The 26,281-nt window shown below is 43.5% G+C and carries 26 protein-coding genes; 2 read left to right on the top strand and 24 right to left on the bottom strand.

The window, feature by feature from the left end; translation table 11 throughout:
• Positions 1-88 precede the first annotated feature (88 nt).
• The 13 genes from G5B12_RS02575 to G5B12_RS02515 form a co-directional block, all read right to left on the bottom strand.
• The gene (locus tag G5B12_RS02575; RefSeq protein WP_174087690.1) at positions 89-886 is read right to left on the bottom strand and encodes a zinc dependent phospholipase C family protein; all 798 of its coding nucleotides are present in this window, start codon (positions 884-886) and stop codon (positions 89-91) included.
• A gap of 87 nt (positions 887-973) precedes the next feature.
• Positions 974-1,543 (bottom strand): SMC-Scp complex subunit ScpB, encoded by a 570-nt coding sequence (gene scpB, locus G5B12_RS02570; protein ID WP_021977779.1) that lies wholly within the window; start codon positions 1,541-1,543, stop codon positions 974-976.
• Positions 1,544-1,566: 23 nt separating this feature from the next.
• A complete protein-coding gene (locus tag G5B12_RS02565) occupies positions 1,567-2,352 on the bottom strand; it encodes a segregation and condensation protein A (RefSeq protein ID WP_174087689.1) in 786 nt (261 codons plus the stop codon).
• 18 nt (positions 2,353-2,370) lie between these two features.
• The gene (locus G5B12_RS02560; protein WP_174087688.1) at positions 2,371-3,168 is read right to left on the bottom strand and encodes a metallophosphoesterase; all 798 of its coding nucleotides are present in this window, start codon (positions 3,166-3,168) and stop codon (positions 2,371-2,373) included.
• A 1-nt stretch (position 3,169) separates the two neighbouring features.
• Positions 3,170-4,204: a molybdopterin-binding protein gene (locus G5B12_RS02555; protein ID WP_174087687.1), complete on the bottom strand. Its 1,035-nt coding sequence runs from the start codon at positions 4,202-4,204 to the stop codon at positions 3,170-3,172.
• Positions 4,205-4,304: 100 nt separating this feature from the next.
• Positions 4,305-5,501, bottom strand: coding sequence for a D-alanyl-D-alanine carboxypeptidase family protein (locus tag G5B12_RS02550; RefSeq protein WP_174087686.1), 1,197 nt, complete (start codon positions 5,499-5,501; stop codon positions 4,305-4,307).
• Positions 5,502-5,625: 124 nt separating this feature from the next.
• Complete coding sequence (locus tag G5B12_RS02545) at positions 5,626-8,874, bottom strand: SpaA isopeptide-forming pilin-related protein (protein ID WP_174087685.1); 3,249 nt, start codon at positions 8,872-8,874, stop codon at positions 5,626-5,628.
• Positions 8,871-10,103 carry a hypothetical protein gene (locus G5B12_RS02540; protein ID WP_174087684.1) on the bottom strand — a complete coding sequence of 411 codons (1,233 nt, stop codon included), beginning with the start codon at positions 10,101-10,103 and terminating at the stop codon, positions 8,871-8,873. The genes G5B12_RS02545 and G5B12_RS02540 overlap by 4 nt, the downstream gene beginning before the upstream one ends.
• Positions 10,087-10,683: a hypothetical protein gene (locus G5B12_RS02535; protein ID WP_118062953.1), complete on the bottom strand. Its 597-nt coding sequence runs from the start codon at positions 10,681-10,683 to the stop codon at positions 10,087-10,089. Before G5B12_RS02535 ends, G5B12_RS02540 begins: the two co-directional genes overlap by 17 nt.
• Positions 10,680-11,327 carry a TasA family protein gene (locus G5B12_RS02530; protein WP_021977771.1) on the bottom strand — a complete coding sequence of 216 codons (648 nt, stop codon included), beginning with the start codon at positions 11,325-11,327 and terminating at the stop codon, positions 10,680-10,682. The genes G5B12_RS02535 and G5B12_RS02530 overlap by 4 nt, the downstream gene beginning before the upstream one ends.
• 4 nt (positions 11,328-11,331) lie before the next feature.
• The gene (locus G5B12_RS02525; protein WP_118062955.1) at positions 11,332-11,814 is read right to left on the bottom strand and encodes a signal peptidase I; all 483 of its coding nucleotides are present in this window, start codon (positions 11,812-11,814) and stop codon (positions 11,332-11,334) included.
• A gap of 369 nt (positions 11,815-12,183) precedes the next feature.
• The gene (locus tag G5B12_RS02520) at positions 12,184-13,077 is read right to left on the bottom strand and encodes a M14 family zinc carboxypeptidase (RefSeq protein WP_174087683.1); all 894 of its coding nucleotides are present in this window, start codon (positions 13,075-13,077) and stop codon (positions 12,184-12,186) included.
• A 74-nt stretch (positions 13,078-13,151) separates the two neighbouring features.
• A complete protein-coding gene (locus tag G5B12_RS02515; RefSeq protein ID WP_244096024.1) occupies positions 13,152-13,685 on the bottom strand; it encodes a hypothetical protein in 534 nt (177 codons plus the stop codon).
• A 146-nt stretch (positions 13,686-13,831) separates the two neighbouring features.
• On the opposite strand from G5B12_RS02515, the gene G5B12_RS02510 reads away from it, so the two are divergent.
• On the top strand, positions 13,832-14,674 hold the full coding sequence (locus G5B12_RS02510; RefSeq protein ID WP_021977766.1) for an ABC transporter ATP-binding protein: 843 nt from the start codon (positions 13,832-13,834) through the stop codon (positions 14,672-14,674).
• 43 nt (positions 14,675-14,717) lie between these two features.
• Positions 14,718-15,449 carry an ABC transporter permease gene (locus G5B12_RS02505; protein WP_021977765.1) on the top strand — a complete coding sequence of 244 codons (732 nt, stop codon included), beginning with the start codon at positions 14,718-14,720 and terminating at the stop codon, positions 15,447-15,449.
• 183 nt (positions 15,450-15,632) lie between these two features.
• On the opposite strand, the gene G5B12_RS02500 is transcribed toward G5B12_RS02505, so the two are convergent.
• The 11 genes from G5B12_RS02500 to G5B12_RS02450 form a co-directional block, all read right to left on the bottom strand.
• On the bottom strand, positions 15,633-18,395 hold the full coding sequence (locus G5B12_RS02500) for a hypothetical protein (RefSeq protein ID WP_174087681.1): 2,763 nt from the start codon (positions 18,393-18,395) through the stop codon (positions 15,633-15,635).
• 117 nt (positions 18,396-18,512) lie between these two features.
• A complete protein-coding gene (locus G5B12_RS02495; RefSeq protein ID WP_118064323.1) occupies positions 18,513-19,763 on the bottom strand; it encodes a glutamate-5-semialdehyde dehydrogenase in 1,251 nt (416 codons plus the stop codon).
• Between the two features lie 49 nt (positions 19,764-19,812).
• A complete protein-coding gene (locus G5B12_RS02490) occupies positions 19,813-20,373 on the bottom strand; it encodes a 5-formyltetrahydrofolate cyclo-ligase (RefSeq protein WP_021977762.1) in 561 nt (186 codons plus the stop codon).
• Positions 20,351-20,572: a DUF896 domain-containing protein gene (locus G5B12_RS02485; RefSeq protein WP_118064326.1), complete on the bottom strand. Its 222-nt coding sequence runs from the start codon at positions 20,570-20,572 to the stop codon at positions 20,351-20,353. Before G5B12_RS02485 ends, G5B12_RS02490 begins: the two co-directional genes overlap by 23 nt.
• Before the next feature lie 17 nt (positions 20,573-20,589).
• Complete coding sequence (gene proB, locus G5B12_RS02480) at positions 20,590-21,453, bottom strand: glutamate 5-kinase (RefSeq protein WP_021977760.1); 864 nt, start codon at positions 21,451-21,453, stop codon at positions 20,590-20,592.
• A 122-nt stretch (positions 21,454-21,575) separates the two neighbouring features.
• The gene (locus tag G5B12_RS02475; protein WP_118064257.1) at positions 21,576-22,628 is read right to left on the bottom strand and encodes a DUF3048 domain-containing protein; all 1,053 of its coding nucleotides are present in this window, start codon (positions 22,626-22,628) and stop codon (positions 21,576-21,578) included.
• Between the two features lie 76 nt (positions 22,629-22,704).
• Complete coding sequence (ybeY, locus tag G5B12_RS02470; RefSeq protein ID WP_021977758.1) at positions 22,705-23,199, bottom strand: rRNA maturation RNase YbeY; 495 nt, start codon at positions 23,197-23,199, stop codon at positions 22,705-22,707.
• Positions 23,196-24,221 (bottom strand): PhoH family protein, encoded by a 1,026-nt coding sequence (locus tag G5B12_RS02465; RefSeq protein ID WP_174087680.1) that lies wholly within the window; start codon positions 24,219-24,221, stop codon positions 23,196-23,198. The genes ybeY and G5B12_RS02465 overlap by 4 nt, the downstream gene beginning before the upstream one ends.
• Positions 24,214-25,419 carry a sporulation protein YqfD gene (locus G5B12_RS02460; RefSeq protein ID WP_174087679.1) on the bottom strand — a complete coding sequence of 402 codons (1,206 nt, stop codon included), beginning with the start codon at positions 25,417-25,419 and terminating at the stop codon, positions 24,214-24,216. The genes G5B12_RS02465 and G5B12_RS02460 overlap by 8 nt, the downstream gene beginning before the upstream one ends.
• Positions 25,416-25,682 carry a YabP/YqfC family sporulation protein gene (locus tag G5B12_RS02455; RefSeq protein WP_021977755.1) on the bottom strand — a complete coding sequence of 89 codons (267 nt, stop codon included), beginning with the start codon at positions 25,680-25,682 and terminating at the stop codon, positions 25,416-25,418. The genes G5B12_RS02460 and G5B12_RS02455 overlap by 4 nt, the downstream gene beginning before the upstream one ends.
• Positions 25,683-25,738: 56 nt before the next feature.
• A complete protein-coding gene (locus tag G5B12_RS02450; protein ID WP_021977754.1) occupies positions 25,739-26,281 on the bottom strand; it encodes a DUF2284 domain-containing protein in 543 nt (180 codons plus the stop codon).

Below are 26,281 nucleotides of genomic sequence, written 5' to 3'. Positions count from 1 at the left end.
TATAATTGTTTGCAGTAACCATTATATTTTTAATTTTATGCAGAAGTGTCTCCGTGATATAACTTTCTCTTTTTATCTGTCAAACTTGTTATCCATTAAAAGTCAGATTCCATCGTTCGGAAAGATGTCCCGGACGAACTGCCAGTGCAGCCAGTTCTTCCAGCATATCCGGCGCTTTTTCCAGAGCTTCTTCCATAAGGCTGTCCAGTTTCAGAAGTTCTTTTCTGCAATCAACCTCCGGTTCCGGGCTCATAAAAAACTCTGTGATAAAAGCAGCTCGTTTCTTTCCTGCCGGAGAAAGAGCATGTTCTGAAAGTCTTTTCTTTCTTCCTCCATCATCGCATACCAGAATACAGGTAAAAATCTTCATCATCTTCAGTGACAGGTAAATATTCCAGGTACGAATAGCCGGCAGTACCTGATGAATCGTCCAAGCACTGAAAAAATTTGCGCGGATACCGTGGGACGGATAAAAATGCAGAGGATTCTTTCCAGTCTCATACATCAGCATACGGTCAAATTCTTTTTCCAGAAGTGTATGGGAAATCTTGCCCTCTTTTGCTACCTGGTTTACATAGGGGTGACAGGTAGAATCCAGAATATAGTGGCATCCAAATCCCAGCATATATGCCATCAGTGCCGGATTTTTTTCTTTCCTGACCCTGGCCATACCTTTTTCAAAAAATTCCCTTGCTTTTTCTCCATGCATCTTTACTCCATACTGTGTCACCGGATTTTTTGATATAAAATAATAAAAGAGAATATCCGGGCCATGCTGTCCGATCCGATACAGATTTCCATTGCTGCGGATCAGATGCTGCAATTTTTCAGGAAGTTTTCGGCAAACCCTTTTTCCAAAAAGATCATGTGTGTAAGTTGTGGGCATTTTCTGTTCCTCCTCTTTTGCTTATAAAGTGGACATAATCCTCCCCCTGTACAGCAGATTCTGGTATCTGTTGATGTCTTCTGCTTTCTATACATCCAGTTTCAACTGAATTTCTTCCTCAGCCTCCGCCTTAAAATCTTCCAGCTGAACAGGATCCATTTCCGGAAGTTCATCAAGGCCCTGAACACCAAAGCAGCGCAAAAATTCCTCCGTTGTTCCAAGAAGGATCGGACGTCCCGGTGCATCCAGACGGCCAAGTTCTCTCACCAGATCATAATCCATCAATTTATTAATGGCATGATCACATTTCACACCACGGATTTTTTCAATTTCTGCTTTTGTGACAGGCTGTTTGTAGGCAATGATCGAAAGTGTCTCAAGCATAACATCTGTCAACGTTGGTTTTTTCGGCTGTGCAGCAATCCTTATAAGGGAATCGTAATATTCTTTTTTTGTGCAAAGCTGAAAGGAATTCTCTAATTCAATAATCTGAATTCCCCGTTCTTCCTCCTGATAATGAATCATCATATTGCGGATGATATTCTCTGTTGTTGTAACATCCTGCTGGATTGCTTTGGCAATACGGCTTAATTCTACTGCTTCGCCCATTGCAAAAAGAATCGCTTCAATTTCCCCTTCAATTCGTTTGATTTCCACTTATCGTCCTCATTCCTGCTGTGTTATTCTTCCGCAAACTCTGTCAGATTCTTCCATGTTTCCGGATCCGTGATAACTTCTATGTGAATATCATCAAAAAGATCTGCCTGTTCTGCATGAACATGTCCCATTTTCATCAGCTCCAAAATCGAAAGAAACGTAACGATCAGCTGTACTCTGGAATGCTGATCTTCCATCAGCTGCCGAAAACTGAATTTACGATGTTCTTTTGCATAGTCCCGCATCTCCAGGAGTTTGTCTGACAATGAAATTTCTTCTTTTTCGATCCGGCCAAATTTGCTTCGGATAGGATCAATTTTATTTTCCTGCCTGCGGATCAAGCTCTGATAAATCGCACTCATCTTTTCCAGTGTCAGCCCCCGCAGGAGTTCCTGTGGATCAGATGGTGGTGCATATTGCAGCACTTTCTCCGGAAGATCCTGTTTCCGGTAATAAACTCCTGCCGCGTCCCCGAGTCTGTCCCTTAATTCATAGGACATATATTTGTACATCTTATATTCCAGAAGTTTCTGCACCAGTTCTGCTCTCGGATCTTCCTCTTCACCTTCTTCGTTGATTTCTTTAGGAAGGAGCATTTTGCATTTGATATCCAGAAGAGTAGCTGCCATGACCAGAAACTCGCTCATAACGCCAAGATCTTCCTTCTCCATGGAATGCAGATATTCCATATACTGGTCTGTGATCTCCACAATAGGAATATCATAGATATCAATCTTGTTTTTGTCAATCAGATGCAGCAGCAGATCCAACGGACCCTCAAACACATTTAATTTAACAGATATTGCCATAACATTTCCTCATTTCATTTATTCGGAAGGTTTTACATCAATCACCAGCAATTCTCTTGGGTTGTGTATCCTCAGAGGAAGCGTATGCTCTCCAAGTCCTGCACTGACAAACATGTGCTGGTTTCCCTTATGAAAATCTCCGCAGCAGAAAGGCGGCAATACCAGATACTGAGGAGAAGAAAGCCCATAATGCTCACTGAATCGTACAACACCTCCATGATAATGTCCGGACAAGATCATATCTGCACCCCATTCATAATATGTTTTTCCGTATTTGGGGTTATGTGCCAGGAGAACCTGCATTCCATTTCTTCCCGGTTTTCCTATCAGTTTTTCCATGACTTCTTTTTTTAGTTTGGGAGATCTTGGCTTATGATAATATTCAATAGGCAGTTCCAGCCCCCAGAAACAGATGCTGTTTCCTTTCAGGATCGCATGTTCATGTTCATTTCTCAGAATATGCACCCCCGCCTTTTTCAGCGTTTTTTCATATATCCTGTATTGTTTTCCGTTTTCTTCTGAAAGAGACATTTTATATTCATGATTTCCCAGGGCATAATATACCGGAAAATACTGTGCAAGCTCTTTCAGCAATTTGCATGCAGTCACCAGCGTATCCGGACAGGTACGTACCGCCATATCTCCGGCTGACAGTACAGCATCCGGTTTTTCCCTGCGTATCGCTTCAATAAGTCCGGCATTATCTCTTCCGTAAGAAAATCCATGAAGATCTGCAAGTAAAACAAATCGTATCCCTTCCAGATTCCGGATTTTATTCGTATAAATCTGGTATTTTTTTATTCTGAATTTTTTCATTTTATTTTCCAAAACCACAATTCGGGAATGTACAGACCGGACAGTTCAGACAGAGTCCACCTTCTCCAAGTGCGTTAATTTCTTCCGCTTTTATTTTATCATCTGCCATTATTCTCGGAAGGATCAGGTCAAATACTGTCCTTTTTGCATACATGACACATCCCGGAAGGCCGAGTACCGGAATCTGTCTTCCATTCCGTTTCAGATATGCCACCAGAAGCATTGCTCCCGGAAGTACCGGTGCGCCATAAGTTATGATCTCCGCTCCCGTATCACGGATTCCTCCGGGGGTTCGGTCATCAGGATCCACACTCATTCCTCCGGTACAGATGATCAGATCCGCCCCCTCATCTGCAAAAGAAAGAACTTCTTCTGTGATCAGTGCTTTGTCATCACCCGGCATTACCTGCCCGATGATTTCAGTTGGAAATTCAGAAAGTTTTTCTTTCAGCACAGGAGTAAATGTATCCCGGATCAGGCCTTTTCTGATCTCACTTCCGGTTGTGACAATACCGACTTTTTTTTGATGATAGGGCAGGATATCAAAAACAGGATACTCTCCTGCAGCTTCTTTGGCAGCGTCCATTTTCTCTTTTTCGATCACAAGAGGAATAATTCTGGTCCCTGCGATCTTATTTCCTCTTTTTACCGGAAAGTCCCCATGTCTGGATGCGATCATCATCTCTCCAAGAGAATTGACTGCCACAAGTGCTTCTCGTCGGATCTTCAGAACACCATCTATTTCTGATACCACTTCTATCTTACCTTCTTTGATATCTGTTCCATGCATTTTCAAGGAATCGCCCGCACAGATTCTGTAAAGAATTTCTGCCGCCTCATTTTCATGAAGGATTCCTTCTTTTTTTTCCCAGACAAAAAGGTGTTCTTTTCCTACTGAGAGCAAAAGCGGTATATCGTCTTCTTTTACCACATGCCCCTTTTTGAAAAGAACGCCTTTTTTTTCATCTTTTATGATCTGTGTGATATCATGGCACAGAATGTATCCTACTGCATCTTCTGTTCTGATCTCTTTCATGCAAAATCCCTTCTCTGTTCTGTTATTTCTCCAATCCGCTTTATTATACATCCTGTCAGGCATTTTTGTCAAAAACATGTTTGCATTTACAAAATGCTGCCTATAAAAGATATTCCCATGCCGCACATTTCAGCCAGTCGTGATAATCCGCTTTTTGTACTGTCTCTCCATACAGGATATCAATACTTCCTATTTTCTTTCCATTCTGATAGTATTCCTGTTTTCCGGCTTTTTCTCCTTTTTTCACCGGAGCAGTCTGTTCTTCTGGAAGAACCACTTTCTTTTTCACATGATCCGGTTTTGTTCCATCTGTACTGAGATATCGGAATTTTCCTTTATAGACAAGACTGGCTTCCTGCTTTACTCCCTTTCGGATCTTCAGAGGTTTCAATTTTTCCGGTACATCATCTGTATATAATATACATTTTGAAAAACCATAATTTAAAAGGGCAGCCGCATCACGAAATCTTGTTTTGGGGTCCGGCGCTGCCATCACAGAAGCGATCAGTGTAATCCCGTTTCTTTTTGCCACTGCACTGAGACAATATTTAGCAATACTGGTACTTCCTGTTTTCAGTCCCATACATCCTTCATAACTCCGAAGCAGTTTATTTGTATTCGTCAGAGTAAATTTGAAGGAACCTTTTCTGGTTACATGGGTAATATCTTCCATCCATACCGACGAATATGTAAGAACTTCCGGATACCGACTGATCAGTTCCCGGCTCATAAGTGCAATATCATAAGGAGTGGTATAATGATCTTTTGATTCTGTCAACCCACAACAATCCACAAAATGTGTGTTCTTCATGCCAAGTTTCTCTGCCCTCTGATTCATCTGTTCCACGAAGGTCTGCTCAGTCCCTGCAAGATGTTCTGCCATTGCCACGCTGGCATCATTTCCGGATGCGATCACAATACATTTGATCATGGTTTCTGCTTTTTGTGTTTCCCCTTCTTCCAGATATACCTGGGAACCGCCCATGGATTTCGCATAAGCGCTTGTCGTGATCGTATCATCCAAATGCAGCCTGCCATCCCGAATGGCATCAAAGATCAGGATCAGCGTCATAATTTTTGTAATGCTTGCAGGGCTTCTTTTCGTATCCGGATCTCTGGAATAGATCACTGTGCCTGTCTCTTTCTCCATCAGTACCGCACCTGGTGCTTCAATAAGGTTCTGATTTGAATTTTCCAGCGTTTCGTCAGGTTCTCCCCGGACACCAAGAGGGCTGAAAATAAAATTCAGTGCTATGCTCCATACCACTATACTCTTTTTGATCCTGCTGTATTTCATAAACTCACTCCTATAAAATTCTCTCTGTTCTATTTTAAAGGCTTCTGTCCTGAAATATGCCAGAAATCCCAAAACAGACCGAAGAGAACAAAAGCTCTTTGCTTCTATTCTCCCGGTCTCTTTCTTATGAAAACAGTAAGGGAATCGTATTTTTTATACAGTCATTGTGAGAATACCTGTCATATCTGGCTTTTTCATTCACAAAAGTAAGAGATGCCTCTCTGTTTTCCATTGTTAAGGCAGCAACACCTGTGGCAATTTCTTTTGGATCTTTTCCATAGGCTGCCTCTGCTTCTTTCACGATCCGGACATTTTCTGTATTTGCCAGGACTTCTTTCAGATAGTACCGTAAAACAGGTTTTTCCCAGACTGTATACTGACCCAGGGGAATATTCTGAAATGTAACTGCGGCAACGGCATAGCCATTTTCATCCACTTCGTAACTGTCTGGCACAAAAGTCACATAATCTTCATAATGATGAGAAACGCCCGCCAGATCTGTTCCTTCTACAGAAAAGAAAAATGTTGGATTTCCATGCGCCCAGATAATATCCGCTTCTTTTATTTTCTTCATTACAGTAATCGTTCCAAAAGGCAGGATCACAGGTGTATTTTCGGCCTGCAGAAAAATCTCACTCGTCAACACACCTTCTTTTTTCTCAAAAACAACGGTTTTGTCATAATTGCCTTTGTAGTTCTCCGGATTTTTTGTTTCCACGATCCGGAACTTCCCACCGTTTTCCTCTGTGATCAGAAGTTCTTCCGTATAGTACGATTCTCTGTCGCTGTCATATCTTAAAATTCTCTTTTCGCCCAGATCATCTTCATAGGCTTTCTTTTCCTGGTTCCACTGATAAACTGTAAATTCCGCTCCGGTAAGCGGCTCTCCAGTATATACATCTGTTTTTTTCAGGCGGATAACTCCCTTATATTCTGGTACTTTTTTATTCTGTACTTCCAGAAAAAGACTTACGCTTTCATCTGATATATCTACTTCCTGTTCCCATTTTCCTTCATATCCTTTCGGATTCCTGGTTTCTGTTATTTTAAATTTTCCGGTATTATCAGCTGTCTGCAAAAGTTCTTCACTGACATAAAGCTGCTGTTCACTGTCATATTGCAGAACTGTTCCTGTTGTCTTATACGCTTTCCTGGCAGCACTGTATTCATACAGCGTAAACTCTGCATCTTCCAGAATATCTCCGTTTTCTTCATCCGTTTTCCGGATTTCAATTTTCCTTTTATTTTTCTGATAATTCAGGGCTTCAAAGGTAAAGGTTTTAGCTGTTCCTGGCTCTGTCAGCCTGATATCTTTCTGCCAGTTTCCAGTATAATTTACAGGTGCTTTTGTCTCACGGATGCGGAATTTTCCCTGATTATCCTCCGTATAAGAAAATTTTTCCGAATTATAGGTTCGCTTCTGTTTGTCATAAGTCAGTGCTTTTCCGGTTTTTCCATAACTTCCTGTCTTCTTGCTCCATTCATATAAAGTAAATGCCGCACCGGCAAGCGGATCTCCGGTATCACCATCTTTTTTTGTAATAACAACTGTTCCACTGATATCCATAATATCTGTCACACTTACAGCCGTTGTTTTTCCGGATAAAACAGTAAAACTTTTAATCGCTGTGCTTAAGAGATAGCCTGTTGGTGCCTTTATTTCTTTCACATAATATTTACCCGGAATCAATTTGGAAAATGTGTAAACTCCCGTTTTATCTGTGGTTCCGATCTCTATCCTCTGATCTTTTTTATATCTGGTACGGTAACCGGACTTCAATGCTTCTGCCGCATAGATCGCATACTGTGCACCTGCAATCTTTTTTCCGGTATTAGCCTCTGTCTTGGTAATTTTTACATTTCCGTAACCAGATGGTTTCATTGAAAACGTGAGCTGTCCTCTTGTTCCCTGATATACGTATGCTCCAAAATCCTGCACTCCATCTTTTCCTGTCTGTGATTTTCCATCTACCAGAATATAAGAAACCGGCTGTAACAGCATTTTACAGGAATACTTTTGTGATGCTGACGTCTCCAGTGGAAAGATCAGGTAAAAGCGGGCCCCATCTTTCAGAGTCAGACTTGTACCACTCATCATATTCGGACTTGTCAGATGTGCTTCCCGGTCTGCTGCACTTTCCCAATAGGCAAGCTGCCAGGTTGCTGTGGCCGGCCTGGTTATTATAATCCCATTTCCCGCTTTTCCTCCATCTGTTATTTTCAAAAGCGGGCTCATCTGAAATCCGTTTTTCATACTATTCGGTATATACGGCAGATTGTCCGGCCTCGATCGAAATACACTAAGTGGAATTGTCTGACCAGTTGCAGATATCCAGCCGTTTTCTCCATAAACAGACAAAGCAGCTTTATTTCTGGGTGGAATCGTCAATGTCCTGATCTTATTCAGGAAACGGTTGATTCCCACATGCTCCACCTCAGTTTCTGTCGCATAGCCACAATCATTAAAATATGCTTTAGAAAGAGCAATGTGTGTAAAAACATATCGATTCTGCCATTTCGACCAGTTTATGTGACCGCAGGATGGATCATAACTGATTCCCAGATCTCCCGGACCGCCATATCCAAAATACAGCAGTTTCTGAACTGTAGAATTTTTCAGCACTTTGACTGCATCATTTTTCAGTGTAGTGCTGTCCACGCCATCTTTTGTGGCTTTCAGACAATATAAAGGAGAAACTTTTTCTGCTCCCGTATCATCTACATAGTGTACGGATCGATAAGTGCAGCCCATGCGGGTCTGGTTTCCGGATCCCCAGAAATCATTTGCAGCTGTCCAGATTTCATCACAGTAAACTCTTGTCCAGACATCCAGGTAGTACTGAGAAGCACCCAACGCAGTAACCGCAAGAGTCTCATTGTCGTCTGCCGTTACCTGTGCACTTTCCGTCTGCGTAAAACTCTCCGCAAGAGCCGGTGAAAACGCAATCATTTCTCCATTTTCAATATCCTGGATCAGTTCCTGTGCTTCTTCGCTGTTTCCGGTCAGAAGATCTGCATTTTCCTCCGAAAAGACCGCAAAATCCGCTTCCTCACCGGACTGCTGCTCTTCTTCTGAAAAAATTTCTGCTGTTTTCTTATCATTTTCAGAAAAATTTCCAGACTGTTTATTTTCCGAAATCTCTGTTTCGGAATCACCCTGTGCCAGTGTTTCTTCTGTATCAGAAACTACATTTTGTTCCTGCTGTATACTTTCTGTTTCTGATCCACCATCTTCTGGATCTTCATTTTCCACAGCTTCCTCTATCTCTGGCAGATATTCTGAAGAGATTCCCATAACCGTACTGGCAGAAGCAACTATGGAGGAACCAGAGATCAGCAGTGCCAGCAATGTACCGGTTATTTTTCTTTTCAATTTTTTCTTCCTCCTTTCCTGAGTACCAGAATTCCGGCAAGAAGGGCCACTCCTTCCAAAATCAGGAAAAATCGGATTCCTGTATCATCTCCTGTTTTTACCGGAGCTGTTTTCCCGGAAGAAGTTTCTGTTTTCCTAGAATATCCATCAGAATTTTCTTCTTTTTCGGACTGCCCGGCAGGAGTTTGAGATGGCTGTATTTTTTCTTTTTGATCTTCTTCTACGGAAAATATCCATTTTACATCCCCGTTACGAAGTGCAAAATCATTATTAAGCTCTGATGGAACTGTAATCTGGAACTTCATTTCTCCGGATTTTCCCGGTTGGAATATTCCCAGCGAAACAGCTTTATTCAGAGAAACAGCCAAAAGATCTCCGGAATACAGTTTCTTTCCATCCATTGATATCACAAGCTTTAACTTTTTCAGAAATTCCTGATCTTTCACAGACTTACATTCCGCTGAAGTGCGGAAAAAAATCTCCGCCGTATTTTCCGTTGCATTTTTGATCTTAACAGAATCCTCAAGAACATCTCCCGGCATTGCCGCAGAAAATCCTGCAAAGAAATCTTCCGGAGCCGCGATCAGTTTATGTGCGTCTCTCTCAAATACTACCCTGAGCTTAACCTGACTCTTCCGTTTTACAACCCGGCCGTTGGTATCATGTATGCATCGCAGGATCTCCTGATTTCCCCAGGGCGACATAGCATTAAAATCCGGTGAAAAATTTGCAGCCTGAATGGCATCTGCCACGATCGTGATCCCCAGTTTTTTCTCCTGATAAGGTTCTGTCCATTCTTCCGGTATTGTCACTCCGGTAAAGATATCTGCGCTTTCTCCCTGCTCCAGCTTTCTGGTACAGTAAAAATACGCACCTTTTTTTACCCAGTATTTCGGCATTCCCGTCAGATTGGTGTCATTTAATCCTTTTCGGTTTTCCAGGTTATCTGCATACGTGATCTTCACTCTTACCCAACACGGTTCCGAACGATTTGTGATCCTTGGGATTTTGGATATCCTGTCACCAGGAAGGACCATTTTCTGATTCTGATACAAAATTTCTTTTCCATTCTTTTTTTCCAGTTCTTTCATCGAAATATTGATATCACCGGTAGAAATATGGTTCGTCACAGTTACTGAATCCGAAAATTTTCCATACGCAGATACACACATTGCAATACTGCCAGCTGTCAGAATTCCCGCCAGTATCCATTTAAGAAATTTCTTCAAGCTTTTCACTCCTCTCTGTATCTGCAGATATCGGGTTTTTAAAATAGTTCCAGGCACTTTCAAAATCAGAAAATCCTTCTGCCTGAACCGATTCTTCATACACATTGATCTCAAAGTCAGTAATACTGTCCTTATATGTATCATCGATCTTAGACGAATCAATGCGGAATCCGCTGCATAAAGGTGTGGTTTTCTCTCCTTCCGTGACAACATTTCGATAGTAATAATACCCGTCTTCATTGTTATACAGCCAGTTTACTGTATCCAGTCCAAGAAGTTCCACCCCTTTTCCAACATCATAATTGGAGTAGGAAAGAGCCATTCTCACATAACAATCCGCATGAAATCCTCTTTCACCACCGGAAAAGTTTCCTGCCCAGATTTCTTTAATATAGGAGGGATTCTCTTCCACTGGTGTCGGAGTCGGATCCGGAAAATTTTCTTCTATTTCTGTTGTCACATGTCCTACTGCCAGTGTATTTACTTTCTGATCAGAAGCGGAAAGATATGCAGCTGTTCCTGCTGTCAAAAGAAAACCGGCAGTAAGAAAAAAACATACAGAAATTTTCAGATTTTTCATCTGGTGACACCACCAGCCTGTCCTTTATTCTGATTTACATATTTCTGATATGCAGCCTTGGCCTGTTCCAGAACAGTTGTACTGTCATCCCCGGTATTCATGGACTGAATCGCATAAGCACGCACCGGCATATCCAGCTGCTGTGTATCCAGCTGTCCTTCAATGATATTGGCAAAAGTTACTGTGTCAAACAGTGTTGTTGTTTTTTCTCCCGGATTTAAAATATGGTTGTAAGCGTAGGTATACACCATATTCTGTCCGATTTCCTTTTTTTCCAGCTGTGTCCAGTCATTGTTCTTTGCATAACTGAAAAGTTCTGTTTTTGCCAGGGCATTTCTGGTCCCGTCCTGAGCCGCGGTAATTACTTCACTGACAGGCACCGACACCTCCAGATACACAAACGCTTCGTTTACGCCAACATTCTTTACATATGGATCTTTTTTGATCACCTGAGTAGGAACAATCTTTGTATTCTCTTCCGGTTTCCACCCTGGTTCATCCAGTTCAATATCTACTTTACCCACTGTAAAACTGTTGGTAGTTGTTTCAAAATCTGTAAGATATGCCGCAGTTCCTCCAGCTGCCAGTGCTGCGATCATTGCTCCAAGCGCGATTCCTTTTACCATTTTTCTGTTTTTCATCATAAATTCATTCCTCCATGCAATTTTTTTTATTCTTTTTTGGGGTATATGCCAGATCAGAGATCACTGACAGACCTGCCATAATACATACGGCAGTAAATGGGATCCGGGCTTTCAGAAAATATATGATATAGCCCAGATAAGGCAGGCAAAAGACCACCCGCCCGATGATCTGCGACTTTGCCACAGGAATCGGATCTGCGTTCTTGTTGGCGTCGCCTTTTGTGATAAAGGTACCTTCTTCTTTCTTCACAACTCTGTGTGTAACAACGGTATCTTCATTATGAAATGTGATAATATCTCCCGTTTCAGGGGAATACGCTCCTTCTTTTGTAAAAACAACGGCTCCTGTTGGAATCTTCGGTTCCATGGATCCGGAATAAACCACATATGGGCGTATCCCGAAAAGACCCGGAAGGAGAAGTACCATAGCAACTATGAGCATCAAAAACAAAGCTGCATTAAATATACATCGAAACAATATTTTCATTTCTATATTCTGTTTTATATACTATTTTGACAAAGATTTCCTGCTGTGGGAAAAGAAGTTTTTTATCCCGATCGTCCGAAAGATCTGGCGGCGACCGGCCCCAAATATACTGGTCCATAAAAACCTGCTTTCTGTCTGTTTCGCAATAAAAATTGTGGATATCATATGGAACGGAACCGTTCCGAAAAGTTCGTCTTATAAAGACGCTTATAGATAAAAATAAGATCTGTTTCAGATGTTGTTATTATAAAACCGGACTGCTGATAAGTCAACGAAATTCGTCCGACAAAATTCGACCATAAATTCCGACTTTCCAGAGAATTCCAGAAAGGAACTGCCACAGTCTTTTACTCCGGCAGTTCCCGGCAATTACTGTTGCGTAAGAGAATAAATGCACTCCAGCGGAATCATCATGATCTCCTGTATTTCTTTTTTCTCCTCTTCTCTGTTTTTTCCTGTAACCGGAATTTCGATTCGAAAAGCCGGCTGATGTATTGTTTCGCCATAAAACTGTTCAGGCCTTCCCATATTTCTGCGGTCCGACTGTTTCTCATAATCCATAGAATATCGTTCCAGTTTTCCTCTTGTACATTTTTTCAGATGACGCGCCAGGCGATAGCCTTTCTGACCAGCAGAAAATCCCTGTTCCTGCCTGTAATAGATGATCTTTTTTCCTGAACTGCAAAAAACCAGAAGCCCCCTGCTTGTATATTCCTGAAAGATGCGTATCAGTGCTTTTGTCTCATTTTCACTTGCCGGCTGCTGGTGTATCTTTTTTCTGTTGCAAAAACTGGTCGGAAAATTTAAAGCCGGATCCATTCCCCTGGCATTGCACACAAATTCATCACAGGGAACATCCTGCATTTTCAGCATCTGCCGAAAGATTGGATTACGCACAGTTCCATAGCCTTTTCGGCAGATCTCATATCCATCCGGATTCACTACCGGAATAATACAAAGTCTTGTCTGATCCAGAAGTTTTCTCACCTCATAAAATTCCTGAACAGTCCATCCACACTCATAATTCCGGCAAAGTTCCACTGCTGTTTCCGCAAGCCTGTCCGACATCTGCCCATCTGTTCCGGAAAAACCAGCTATACAGAAAATACACAGATCTCCGGTTCCTATTTCAAACATGGGGATCATCCGGTCATCGTGGCTTTTTCCGATCACACGGAACTGTGTGAATTTCTGATATCTCTGAGCCGCTTCCCAGAGCAGATAATAAATATTTTCATAGTTTTTTTCCTGTACTGTTTCCATCTTTTCTTTCCCCCGATCTTTCCGTCATTTTATTATCTATGTATGCGGGAAAGCATAAAAAAAGAACCGGTATCTTAACACCGATTCCTTTTATTCACAAAACAATTCAGGATTCCGCCACCTACAATGATCACCATGGCAACCGCAACCACTCTCTTGGCGGCTTCCTGGGGCAGCTGCCCCTTTGATCCAATGGAAGCCTCATAAAAAGTCAGCGTATAATCAATTTCATGAGGTGCCCCCATGGCCAGTGTATCTGCGATCACTTCCATTTTATCATCCAACGCAGTAACCGGTATGGTAAATACGGAATTTCTGCCCTCTTCACTTTCGTTCAGGAACTTCTCTCCGCCAACGATCATGTAATCATAATTGGAACTGCTCCACTGAAGCTGTGCATACATTCTGCCATTCTTCACCAGCATCAGTGTTGGAGAAGATACACTGGCTTTTCCACTGCCGCCTTCCAGATCTACCTGTATGGAATATTCCCCATCCTCCAGATCTGTTTCTATTCCATTTTCCTTCTGCGCCGCAGCCACAGATACCGGTCCTGCCAGCATCAGTGCGAGAAACAGTACCGGCATTATCTTTATCATGTATTTCATTTCTTTTCTCTCCATTTTCCCGTCTTTTTGTATCACTATAGCACAATGCATGTTTTCTGTAAAGAACCCTTCCGCCTGTTGAAATGTTCCCTGCTTTCAAGTATAATAGAGAGAAATTTGTGTACAAACGAAAGGAATGAACAGAGATGATCGAAACTAAAAATCTCACCAAAACCTTCGACAGTTTTACTGCTGTGGATTCTCTGGATCTTCGCATAGAAACCGGCGAATTTTTTGGACTTCTTGGTCCCAATGGTGCCGGCAAAACTACTACGATCAGTCTGCTTTCCACTTTGCTTCTGCCCACTGCCGGAGAGATCCTGATCAATGGACAGACATTGGGACGCAACCGACCGGATCTGAAACGTAAGATCAGTGTGATCACACAGGAATATTCCATGCGTCAGGATATGAATATGGATGAGATCATGGAATATCAGGGACGTCTTTATTTCATGCCCAGGAAAGAAATCAAAGAAAAAACAGAAGAACTTCTGGATTTCTGCGGACTTCTTCCTTTTCGAAAACGTACGGTACGTAAGCTTTCCGGAGGAATGAAACGAAAACTCATGGTATGCCGCGCTCTTCTCACAAGTCCCGAAATTCTTCTTCTGGATGAACCTACTGCAGGAATGGATGCGCTCTCCAGGCGGCAGATGTGGAATCTTCTCCGTCAGCTCAACGGAAAAAATCTTACCATTCTTTTAACCACTCATTATATGGAGGAAGCTCAGTCTCTCTGCAACCGGGTAGCGCTTATGGATCACGGCAAGCTGGAAGAGATCAACACGCCCTCCGGTCTGATCGAAAGTCTGGGTAAATATACCGTTGACCAGGAAACTCCCGAAGGTCCCAAAAGCCACTATTTTCACAGCAGAGCTGATGCTATTGCTTTTCTGTCCTCTCTGGACGGGCAGTGTACCCTTCGTGAAACAACTCTGGAAGATGTTTTTGTAGAACGTGCAGGCAGACACCTGATGCAGCGATGATCTGCCATATATCATATTACTAATAGAATGGACGATGAATATCATGGGAATACTTACTATTTTATGGGAAAAATGGGTAGAATTTCGAAGAGATTTTTATAAGATCACACTGGCTGCCATGATCGCACCTTTAATGTATCTTATTGTTTTCGGAATGGGAATACAGACCTCTTCCCACGGGGAACCTTATCTGAACTTCCTGATCCCCGGAGTCGTTTCACTGACTACTATGAACGGAAGTTTTAATGCAATTGCCCAAAACTTAAACGTACAGCGTCTTTACGAGAAGGCATTTGACCAGGTCATGATCTCGCCAACTCCTCTGTGGCAGTTTATTGCAGGTCAGATCATCGGTGGCAGTCTCCGCGGTCTTTATGCAGGCGGGATCATTCTTCTGCTGACTATGCCCATTGGAACGGGACTGGTCTTCAATGGATGGTCTCTGCTGGTAATGTTTTTAAATGGTGCTGTATTTTCCGCAATTGGAGTTGTCGTTTCTTTCCTTGCGAAAAATCATGCGGATGTGCCCCGTTTTTCCAACTATATCATTATGCCAATGGCTTTTCTGTGTAACACATTCTTCTCTACAGAAAAGATTCCGGGATTTCTCGGCAATTTCGTGGCTGCACTTCCTTTGTCGCAGACCAGCCATCTGATCCGTACCATCGCTTCCGGCGGTGCGGTAAACTACATCAGTATTCTGATCCTGGCAGCTTATCTTGTTGCATTCAGCATTGCCGCTTCCTGGTTTATCTATAAGAAGAAAAATCTGTAACCATGCTCTGCAACTGATGGTTTCTGCTCATTGAACAAAACTTGTCAAACGGATATTCGCAATCCGTACTCGCTACTTGCTCATAACCGAATAACAATCATATATCTGACAAAAAATCACCGGCTTCTCTGAAGATTGAGAAAACGGTGATTTTTGTTATATCTTTGTTATCCTATTCCGTGATCAGATATCTTTTTTTCTTCTTCTCACAATTACATATCCGCCTGCAAGAAGTGATGCCACGGCAAGTGCTGACATCGTTCCGATCGGTGAATTATCAGCTGTGGATACTGCACTTCTGGAAGTACTTCCATTACCTCCGTTGGAGGAAGTTGCTGATGCCTCTCCTGTTACCGTTGCATCCGGATCTGTACCTGTCTGACCATCTGTTCCACCTGTGCCATCCGCACCAGGAGTTCCCGACGGAGTTAACTCTGCAGATTTGAACTGATATACCGCAGACTCGATGGTATCAAGCGGCTGCCAGTTACCATTGGTGTAAACATATTTCTGGAAGAATACATACAGATTGTAAGTATCTGCTTTTTTAATTCCCTTGGTAGAGCCGATCTTCCATGCTGTATGCTGCTGTTTGGCAGTTGGATTGGCAGCAGTGCTCCAGTAAAGTGGAACCCACTTCACATCACCCTCACCAGGATTGTCATTCGTAGTTCCTGCACCAATGACCGTAAAATCATAGAAGGTATTCGGATAGAACTGCAATGCATCATCCAGTCCCTGCACAATACTGTCTGTTACAGGTGGAGTAAATGCTCCAGGTGCATTGGTTGGTGTTGGTGTCGGAGTTGCCGGTCTTGAAGACTGAGACAGTGTAATCTTAAAGGATTTTGCTGTTTTTACAACACCATTGATCGTTGGCTGTAAATAAATATCTTTTCCCTTGGAATCTTTCGCTGTAAGGTATACTTCAATTTCTTTATCCGGAAGATTGTTAAGTTCGATATTGAATGATTTATCGGCTTTGATATTTATGCTTCCGCTTCCACCGTCTTTATCGGATCCTTTTACTTTCCAGGTGTAGTTACATACACCATCTGCGCCGATGATACAGGTAACCGTAGCGGAAGAATGATCACGCCAGCTTAATCCGGTCCAACGGAGAGATGCTTTCGTGGTAGTGGCTTCTTTCGGACGTTTGGATTCAAGCAGTTTGATCCTCTTGGATACTTCCTGTCCGTCTTTATCCACGAACCATACCAGAAGATCAATCTTGTTCTTGGAATCAAGCTTATCCAACGGAACTGAGAAATTACCGGCTTTGGAAACATCAACTTTGTTCTTTTTATCATTTTTTGCAGTTTTACCACGTACTACCCATTTATAATAGCAAGTTCCTGCTTTGGTAGTATTCAGGGTTACGGATACCTTTGTACGGCCTGACCACTTGGAACCAACGGCTTTTATAACCGGTTTGGTAACCGTAGCCGCAGTCTGTTTGATGGTCTTTTTTGCAGGCTCTGCATTTACAGATCCATCATTTGCTTTTACCCATACATAAAGATCAACTACGCTGCCTGTAAGGTTCTTAAGAGAAACGCTTGCTGTTTCTCCAGCTGCGATCGCTACGCCTTCAGTGGCGTCATCTATGGATGGAGCTGCTGCACCTTTTGCAACCCATTTATAGTAGTATGTACCAGCTTTATCTGAGGTGATCGTTGCTGTTGCGGTAGTTGAACCGTTCTCCCATGTAGAGCCTGTAATCTTAACGGTCGGTCTGTTGGAGACGAGTACTCCTGTAGTGGTATCTACTTTAAAATTCTTATCTCCCTCATAGTGTGGAGCCAGAACGCCAAGCGCTGCTTTAAAAGCTTCATCTGTGACATCTTCAGATTTTGCGATAGCAACATAATTCTCTGCCGCATTTTCTACAGAAAAACCGATCTGTGGAGACGTGATCTCTCCATTGACAACAATTTTTCCGTCTGTACCTGCAAGCACTACATTGGCTGCTGTCTGGCCGTCTGTCTTTGTATTTCCGGTGATCGTTGGCTCAGTATCTGCTGCTCCGTCACCTTTCTTTACAAGGATCATACCTGTACTGTAGACAGCTCCACCATCAGAATGATTGTTACTGATCTGACCGCCTGTGATCTGAACAGTTCCACCTTCATTAAAAATAGCTGCTCCTCTTGCAGTTGTCGTATTATTGGTAAGAGTAATGCCTGTTGTCATGGCAAATTTCGCACCGGATGCTACATGGACCAGAGAACCTGTCACCTGTGTTTCACCTTCAACGGAACCATCAACAGAGAGTGTTCCGGCTCCTTCCGCAACATCTCTCTTTGCCATGTAAAGGATACCGTTTACCTCGAAAAGATTGCCGGCATAGCTGTCCGCACGCTCAATTTTGGCATTCTCATCTTCTCCGACAATTGCAATTCCTTTATTTGCCGGAATTGTAACAGTGTTTGTAAAGGGAATCGTTCCACTGATAATAATCTTTGTAAGATCTGACTCCTGTACATTCGTCGTATCACTCAGTTCCGGAGCTTCATTGATAACTTTCTGAAGTTCTTCTTCACTTTTTACCACAGTTCCCTGCTCCGCTGTCTCCGCAGCAGCCGCCGCCTGTTCCTGTTCCAGCTGCTGCTGGGCAGCCTCGGCCTGAGCCTGTGCTTCTGCTTCTGCCTGAGCCTGCGCTTCTGCTGCTGCCTGGGCCTCAGCATCTGCTGCAGCCTGTGCCCCGGCATCTGTATCAGTCTGAGCATCCGCCTGTCCATCTGTATCTTCCTGCTGGCTGTCCGCTCCGTCTACATTTGTCTGGGCATCAAACTCTGTGCCATCTGCAGCTCCTGTATTCTCCTCTGCAGCCTGGGCCTCGGCAGCTGCTGCGCCTGTATCTTCAGCAGCAAATGCTGCGGCAGGTGCCATTCCCACTGTCATGGAACCGGCAAGCAGGACTGCAAAAAGTTGCTTTTTTTTCATTTATAAGTCCTCCTGTTCGAGTTGATCTGTCTATTCAATTCAATAATCAGAAAAAGTATAGCACACCGTCCAAAAAAAGTAAAGCGGATGCAACACTCCGCTTTACCGGGCATCCGCTTACGGACGGACCTGTCCGTTTCCGTAAATGATATATTTGGTTGTCGTCAGTGCAAGAAGTCCCATTGGTCCTCGTGCATGAAGTTTCTGAGTGCTGATTCCAATCTCTGCACCAAACCCAAATTCATTTCCATCGGTAAACCGCGTGGATGCGTTCACATAAACGGCCGCCGCATCTACCTCATCCAGGAATTTCTGAGCATGGCTGTAATCATTGGTAATGATCGCCTCTGAATGTTTTGTATTATATTTATTAATATGTGCAATGGCTTCCTCTACAGAATCCACTACTTTTACAGAAAGAATATAATCCAGATATTCTGTTCCCCAGTCTTCTTCTGTCGCAGGAACAGATTCCGGCATCAGTGCACCGGCATCTTTATCCGCACGCACTTCCACATGCTTCTCTTTCAGGCGCTCTGCCAGAACCGGAAGAAAAGCGTCCTTTACCTTGCGGTTTACAAGAAGAGATTCGCAGGCATTGCACACACCTACACGCTGTGTTTTGGCATTGATCACAATATCAGCAGCCATCTGAAGATCTGCGGTTTCATCCACATAAATATGGCAGTTGCCGGTTCCTGTCTCGATCACCGGAATCGTGCTCTGGTTTACGACCGCTTTGATCAGGCCTCGTCCTCCCCGTGGTATGAGAACGTCTACATATGCGTTCATCTTCATAAATTCTGCTGCTGTCTCCCTGGAAGTATCTTCGATCAGCTGGATCGCATTCTCAGTAATCCCGCAGGATCTCACGGCTTCACGGATACATTCCACAATCGCGGTATTGGAATGAATGGCATCACTTCCACCTTTCAGGATGACAACATTTCCGGTTTTAAAGCAAAGTCCGAACGCATCAGAAGTTACATTTGGGCGTGCCTCATAAATGATTCCGATCACGCCTAGTGGTACCCGTTTCTGTCCGATCATAAGTCCGTTGGGACGTTTTTTCATGCCGGTAACTTCTCCTATCGGATCTTCAAGACCTGTAAGCTGGCGAAGTCCGTCTGCCATTCCCTCAATACGCTCCGGTGTCAGCATCAGACGGTCAATGAGGCCCTCTGACATCTGATTTTTTCTTCCGTTTTCCACATCCAGGGCATTGGCTTTCAGAATTTCTTCTGTGTGCTCCACAAGAGCTGCTGCTGCAGCTTCAAGGGTTTTGTTTTTATCATTTGTAGAAAGATTTCGAAGAACGGTCTCTGCATCTTTTGCATTCTGTCCCAGTTTTTCAAGCATTTCATTCATTTCAAATACTCCTGCCTTTCTTTCTGTCTCTTTATTGCATTTCAGCATTTTACTGCATATCGCGATAGATCTTTTCTTCGGTAACAACAACCTGTGGCCGGATATCTGTCGGTTCTGTGGGAACTTCCGGAAGGATCTGGAAGGAAAAACCTACCGCAACTCTGCAGATTCCCGGATGTTTCTCCAGAAATCGATCATAAAAACCGCCGCCATAGCCTACACGGTCACATTTCTCATCAAATGCAACTCCCGGCATGATCATCATGGCATCTTCCCATGAAACAGTTTCTCCGTCTTCCCTTGGCTCCGGAATTCCAAAATAACCGGATTCCAGCTGTGAAAAATCCGTCAGTTTATAAAATATCATATCTTTCCCGAATACCTTCGGTACAGCCACTTCTTTGCCATCTTTCCATGCCTGCTCGATCATATAACGGGTGATCACTTCATGATTGTAATCTGCATATGCCATGATCCGCTCTGCGTTTCTGTATTCCGGAAGTTTCGTCAGTGTCTCTGTGATCACATGGCTTTTTTCCTGAATCCAGGCATCATCATGTTCTTTTCTGGCTTTAAAGATTCTTTTTCTAATTTCCTTTTTTTCTTCCATATTTTTCTCCCAGGTTGGTGATACTGCCATCCTTTTCTTTGATATCGATATTATTCAGATGTGCACGAAGGCTTCCCTTTACCGCATCCAGATACTCTTTGCGCAGCTTCGCCTGTTCTACTTTTTCCTCTTCCGTGAGGCCTACACTTTTCTGTTTATGTGCCAGTGCGTTGATTCTGTCGATCTTGATATTGTCCATCATAATAATTATTCTCCTTACAGCAGTTTCTCAATATAATCAATGAGGAAGAATTCTTCCTTCTTGTTTCCAACAAACAAAGTTCCGCAGTTCTTACCCTCCACGATCCTGTGGATATTATGGAAATCATTTCCATTGGCAATAACCATGTCCGCTCCGGCTGCTGTTGCAATGATCGCAGCGGTAAGTTTGGTTGCCATTCCACCGGTTCCCACATTGCTTCCTGTGGAAGATTTTCCAAGTTTTCTCATATTGTCATCCATATTTTCTACAATGTCAATAAACCGGGCATCAGGATTGGAATTGGGATCGTCCGTGAAAAGTCCGTCAATGTCAGACATCAGGATCAGAAGATCCGCGCCGATCAGAGCCGCAACTACAGAAGAAAGTGTATCATTATCTCCGAATTTTACCAGATTCTGGAATTCATAGGAAGAGACAGAGTCATTCTCATTTACAATAGGGATCACGCCCTCTGCCAGAAGCTGATTAAAGGTATTCTGAGCATTCCTGCGGTTGGTATTATTGACCATAGTATTCTTGGTCATCAGGATCTGCGCCACCATCTGATTGTATTCTCCAAAAAGTTTCTGATAGATAGTCATCAGTCTGGCCTGGCCAACTGCCGCACATGCCTGTTTCTTTTCAAGCTCAGCAGGTTTTCCCTTCATTCCCAGAGCTGCTGCTCCCACAGCAATGGCTCCGGAAGATACCAGAACCACATCTTTCCCCTGGTTGTGAAGATCACTGAGTTCTCTTGCAAGGATCTCCAGTTTACGAAAATCCAGTCTTCCTGTTTCTGAATGGATCAAAGATGAAGATCCGATCTTGATTACGATACGTTTCTTGTCTTTCAGACGTTCTCTGTAATTTGCATTCATGTTTCCAATTCTCCTGATACCTGTATATTCACTGCATGATCCGGCCAACCATATTATTGTCCGGATCTGCTTTTTTCTTTATATGATACGGGCTCTGATTCGCTGTATACGCTTCCCGCTTTCTATTGATATGTGACAGAATCAATCCTGTCGTTCTGTACAATCTCAACCCAGGTAGTTCCCTGATTTAAACGGATCTCCTGTTCATTTCCATCATAATAATGAGTTATTCCCCAGGGTGAATCTTTCTCCCAGCGGATATCGATGGCTTTTCCTCTGGTAATAAACTTACCTTCTCCTCCGGAAATGGCATCAATGTTCAGATATCCGTTTCCGTCGTAAGCCGGGCATGAGGAATACTGCAGGATAATATTATCGCAGGTTATCTGCTGGTTATCCAGCTGATCTACATGTTCCTTTCCGAACTGGAACCGTTTGTATTCCCCGGATGTCTCATCGTATTCATACCATGGATGGTTATCTGTGAAATTATCCAGTTTCACTGTATTAGCGGTGATCCCATCCTCCGGTACGATTTCCACCCCATCTTCCGCAAAAAGATAATGTCCCTCGTAGTCTTCTTTATATTCCTGGCTGTATCCCATGGCATCAATACCAGCCTGAAGGTGTGCAGCATCTGTATAGGCATTGTGAGGTGCCTTCCTGTCACTGGTCCGGAAAAATGCCAGTTTTCCCATCTGGATCCCGTTGAGATTGTCGATCACATGCTGTTCCAGATAAGGCAGGGCATAAGCCGCCTGTCCATAATGCGCGTAAATCGCATTGAATTCATTGGCATAAAAGAGATAATAATCGCGGCAGCTGCGTACAGACCCGATCCGTTCCAGCTGATCGTAATCTTCAAGAATTCCCATAAGACGGGTAATGTTTCCCTCTACCGGAGCTTCATACACAACTCCGGCATGATTGATCCCACTCTGCGGCGCACCGGAACTGTTGTTGCCCATCATAACGGCAACCGGCCGCCGGCGTCCGATGCTCTCGGGAACATTCTCACCGGTAAGATAGCTCTTTACCTGTGTTTCTGCCTGACTGCCTGTATTCGGCTCAAAGCCTACCAGATCCTGCTGTGCTCCGAATGCAGGGACGCTCTGAGCGACACAGATGCATGCTGTCATAATACCTGCCAGAATACCTGTCTTTTTCGTTCTCATATATTACCTCCTTTTCTTCCGGCGGAAAGATCTTCCGCTTAACTTTTTTCGCGGTTACGCTGTCTTCCGATCTGTCTTATCGATTGATACCCAGCTCTTTAAGTGCATTCGCCTGCTTGGCTTCCATGACTTTCGCCTCATCCTCTGTCATATGATCATACCCAAGAAGATGGAGCATGCTGTGGGCAACCAGAAAGCAGAATTCTCTTGTAACACTATGTCCGTACTCCTCTGCCTGGGCAAAAACTTTCGGCACTGAGATCATGATATCTCCCAGCAGGAGTTCATCACTGTCCAGATCAAAATAAGATTCATCCTCTTCCACTACAGAATAGTCTGCCGGGGTTTCGAAAGGGATCATCGGAAAAGACAATACATCGGTAGGGGCCTGGATATTCCGGAATTCTGTGTTTACTCTCTTGATCTCCTCATTATCGGTAAGAACCAGATTGACCTGTCCATCATAAGGACATTTCTCCATTTCCAGAACCTTATCCGCAACCTGGGATGCAAGGGCAGCATAATCGATCCCGAGCTCCTGGTCTGTTTCATATTCGATATTTATGGTCATCTTCTGTACTCCTTATTCTTCACAGCATACCTGTCATCTTTCCGGGATTTGGCAGGTTTCTGTTTTTTCTCATAATCATCGTAGGCCTGCACGATCTGCTGTACAAGGGGATGACGTACAACATCCTTGCTGGTCAGCTGGCAGAACCCGATATCATCAATCTTCTTCAAAACCTTCATGGCCACATCAAGGCCTGATGTGGCATCTTTCGGAAGGTCTTTCTGGGAAGCATCGCCTGTGATGATAACCTTGGACCCAAAACCGATTCGTGTCAGGAACATCTTCATCTGTGCAGGAGTGGTATTCTGTGCTTCATCCAGAATGATAAATGCATTATCCAGAGTACGACCTCGCATATAGGCAAGAGGAGCAACCTCGATCAGGCCTTTTTCCATATTTTTTGCAAAGCTGTCTGCCCCCATGATCTGATAAAGTGCATCATACAGGGGACGAAGATACGGATCGACCTTACTCTGGAGATCTCCCGGAAGAAATCCCAGTTTCTCGCCGGCTTCAATGGCAGGTCTGGTAAGAATAATCCTGGAAACTTCTTCATTGCGGAATGCGGTTACTGCCATAGCCATGGCAAGATATGTCTTACCGGTTCCTGCAGGCCCCACTCCAAATACGATCATCTTCTTACGGATCTGTTCCACATAATCCTTCTGTCCAAGTGTCTTGGGTTTAATGGGTCTTCCCTGTATGGTATTACAGATAAAGTCCTTGTCGATTTCCTCCATCACGGAACCGATCTTCTCCATGGCAAGAGAAAGTGCATAATTCACATTCTGCTGTGTGATGGTATTGCCTCTGCCCGCAAGGGTATTCAGTTCCTCCACGATCGCCTTCGCCTGTGTAGCTCCCTCCTGGCTTCCCAGGATTTTAAGAGAACCATCCCGGAAGATCATGGTTACGTTCAGAGTTCTTTCGATCAGCTTCAGATGCTCGTCAAACTGTCCGAAAATATTCGCCTGGCGGTCTGCCGGCACATCCACATATAATTCGATAATGCTGCTAGCCATCCTCTGGTGTCCTTTCTTTCGGCTGCGTCTTTCTTTCTGTAGGGCCTTCCTTTCCTGTCTTTTCTATGACAGTAAGAGAACCTCTGCTGACGCAGTCCTGATGTTTTATTTCTATTTTAACATTATTTTCAGATATTTGAACCCCTTTTTCTATTAATTTTTCTTCATAAATATAAAGCCTCTGAATGGCCTGTTTTTTTGCGGCCTTTTCTGTCAGTTTTTCTTTTCTGATCTCATATTTTCTGGTGGTGATGATTCCCGCGGAAATGGGGAGTCGAAAATTTTCAGAAGGTACAAACGGATATTCACAGATCAGACGATCCTCATTCTTCTTCGCAGCAGGAGACAGATCCAGGATCCAGTTTTTATTTCGGATAAAAAAACTCCGTTTTTCTTTTTCCCTGTAAACTTTTTTCTCTATAGTAAGTGGAAATGTATCATAATAATCAATGGTATAGCGTACATAAACATCTGCATCTGCCTGAACATACTCATAACGGACTACCTCCTGACTGTCATCTGTAATGTTGACAATACCGGAAATCAGTTCCTGTCCCTTTTTTACTTCTTCACCACTCTTGATCAGGGGAGTGCCCTGTCGTGTGACCACAGACTCTACAATTCCATCCACAGTTGAAAAAAGGCTGCAGGCAGCTTTTGATGTTTCTTCAGATAATTTCGTATCTCCTTCCCGGATTTCAAAACTCAGCCTGGTCCCGGAAAGTTTTGCCGATACCCAGGTAATTTCCGGAAACTCCCGCCGCATCTCTTCTGCCAGTGCATTGCAGTGGATCTTCTTTTTGGATACTCCACAACAGATGCCTTTCTCTTCCAGAAAGTCTACCAGCTGTGGCGTAGGATTTAAAATATTCCCCTCTATATGAATGTTCCAGACCCTTCCGGACAGAAAAAAAAGGACTCCGATCACCGTCAGAACTCCTGCCGGCAGGAGTTTATTCCGTCTGCACGCCAGCAGAAAAAAAACAGGTCCTCTTTTTTTCAGGATATGAATATGTACACCCGTTTTCCTCCGAAGAGGACCGATCAGAAAAAAATCTTTCACCCGCATTGTCAGCAGAAGTTCTTTTTCTCCTGTCTGAACGATTCTCCTGAACATTATCCCACGGCTTTTGCACAGATTCAGGAACCGTTCACGCTGTTCGCCTGTAACGGACAGTCTTACAAAACCAGGAATCATTTTTTCTTTCCCTCCTCAAGCAGAATGCTTTCGATCCGTCCGCAGACACACATTTCAAATGCTGTATAACAGGAAATTTCCAGGCGTTTTCCATGGATCACAAGTCTGCCGGACGGAGTCAGAATTATGATCTCCTCTCTTGTATAGCGCTGAAGATTCCTGTAATTTTCAACGATCGCCCGGCGTTTTCCGGTAAGGATCACCTGTGTTTCACGAAACGCCGGTTCCACCGGCAGATCCAGAAACTCCGACATTTTTTTCATAAAAAAATCCTCCGGCATTTATCATTAATCTATGCCAGAGAATTTCTTCATATGTATTATTTGCGGATCAGAACCATGGAAAACCAGAGAATGGTATTTCCCCCCAGATTATATTCCATCTGTTCCCGTTCCACGATCTCATTTACCACGACACCATAGCTTTCCAGACAGGGATGCATATGTTCCGGAAAACGGCAGGGTTTTCCATCCAGATACGCACATCGTTTACAGTAATCACAGGATTCCGTGGAAAGAGTAAAGGTCTCATATCCTTCTCCCTCCAGAAAATCCCGGACTTTTTCTGTAAGATCTTCGTGTGCCATTCGTGTGGAAAGCATCTCTTCCATATTCATCATGTCCGATACTTCCGCCACACTGGAAAAAAAGATTGCCTGGGGAAAACTGTGAATCTTTTTCTCACATTCCGGAAGTTCTCCTACTGCCGGGGGACAGGCCCAGGTGCTGCCATAGCGCTCACATTCCTGTTTGCAGATTGTCCGTACACGTTCCTGCACTTTGATATCAGCTGTGTCCAGCAGACGATACTCAAAAATCGGATACTGGGCAATAAAATCTTCAAATTTTTCTTTTATATCCAT

It is taken from the genome of Blautia sp. MSK.20.85, from assembly GCF_013317245.1.
GTDB lineage: Bacteria > Bacillota > Clostridia > Lachnospirales > Lachnospiraceae > Blautia_A.
Note: the sequence above shows the minus strand (reverse complement) of the source record. Positions and strands in the feature narration are given on the sequence as shown.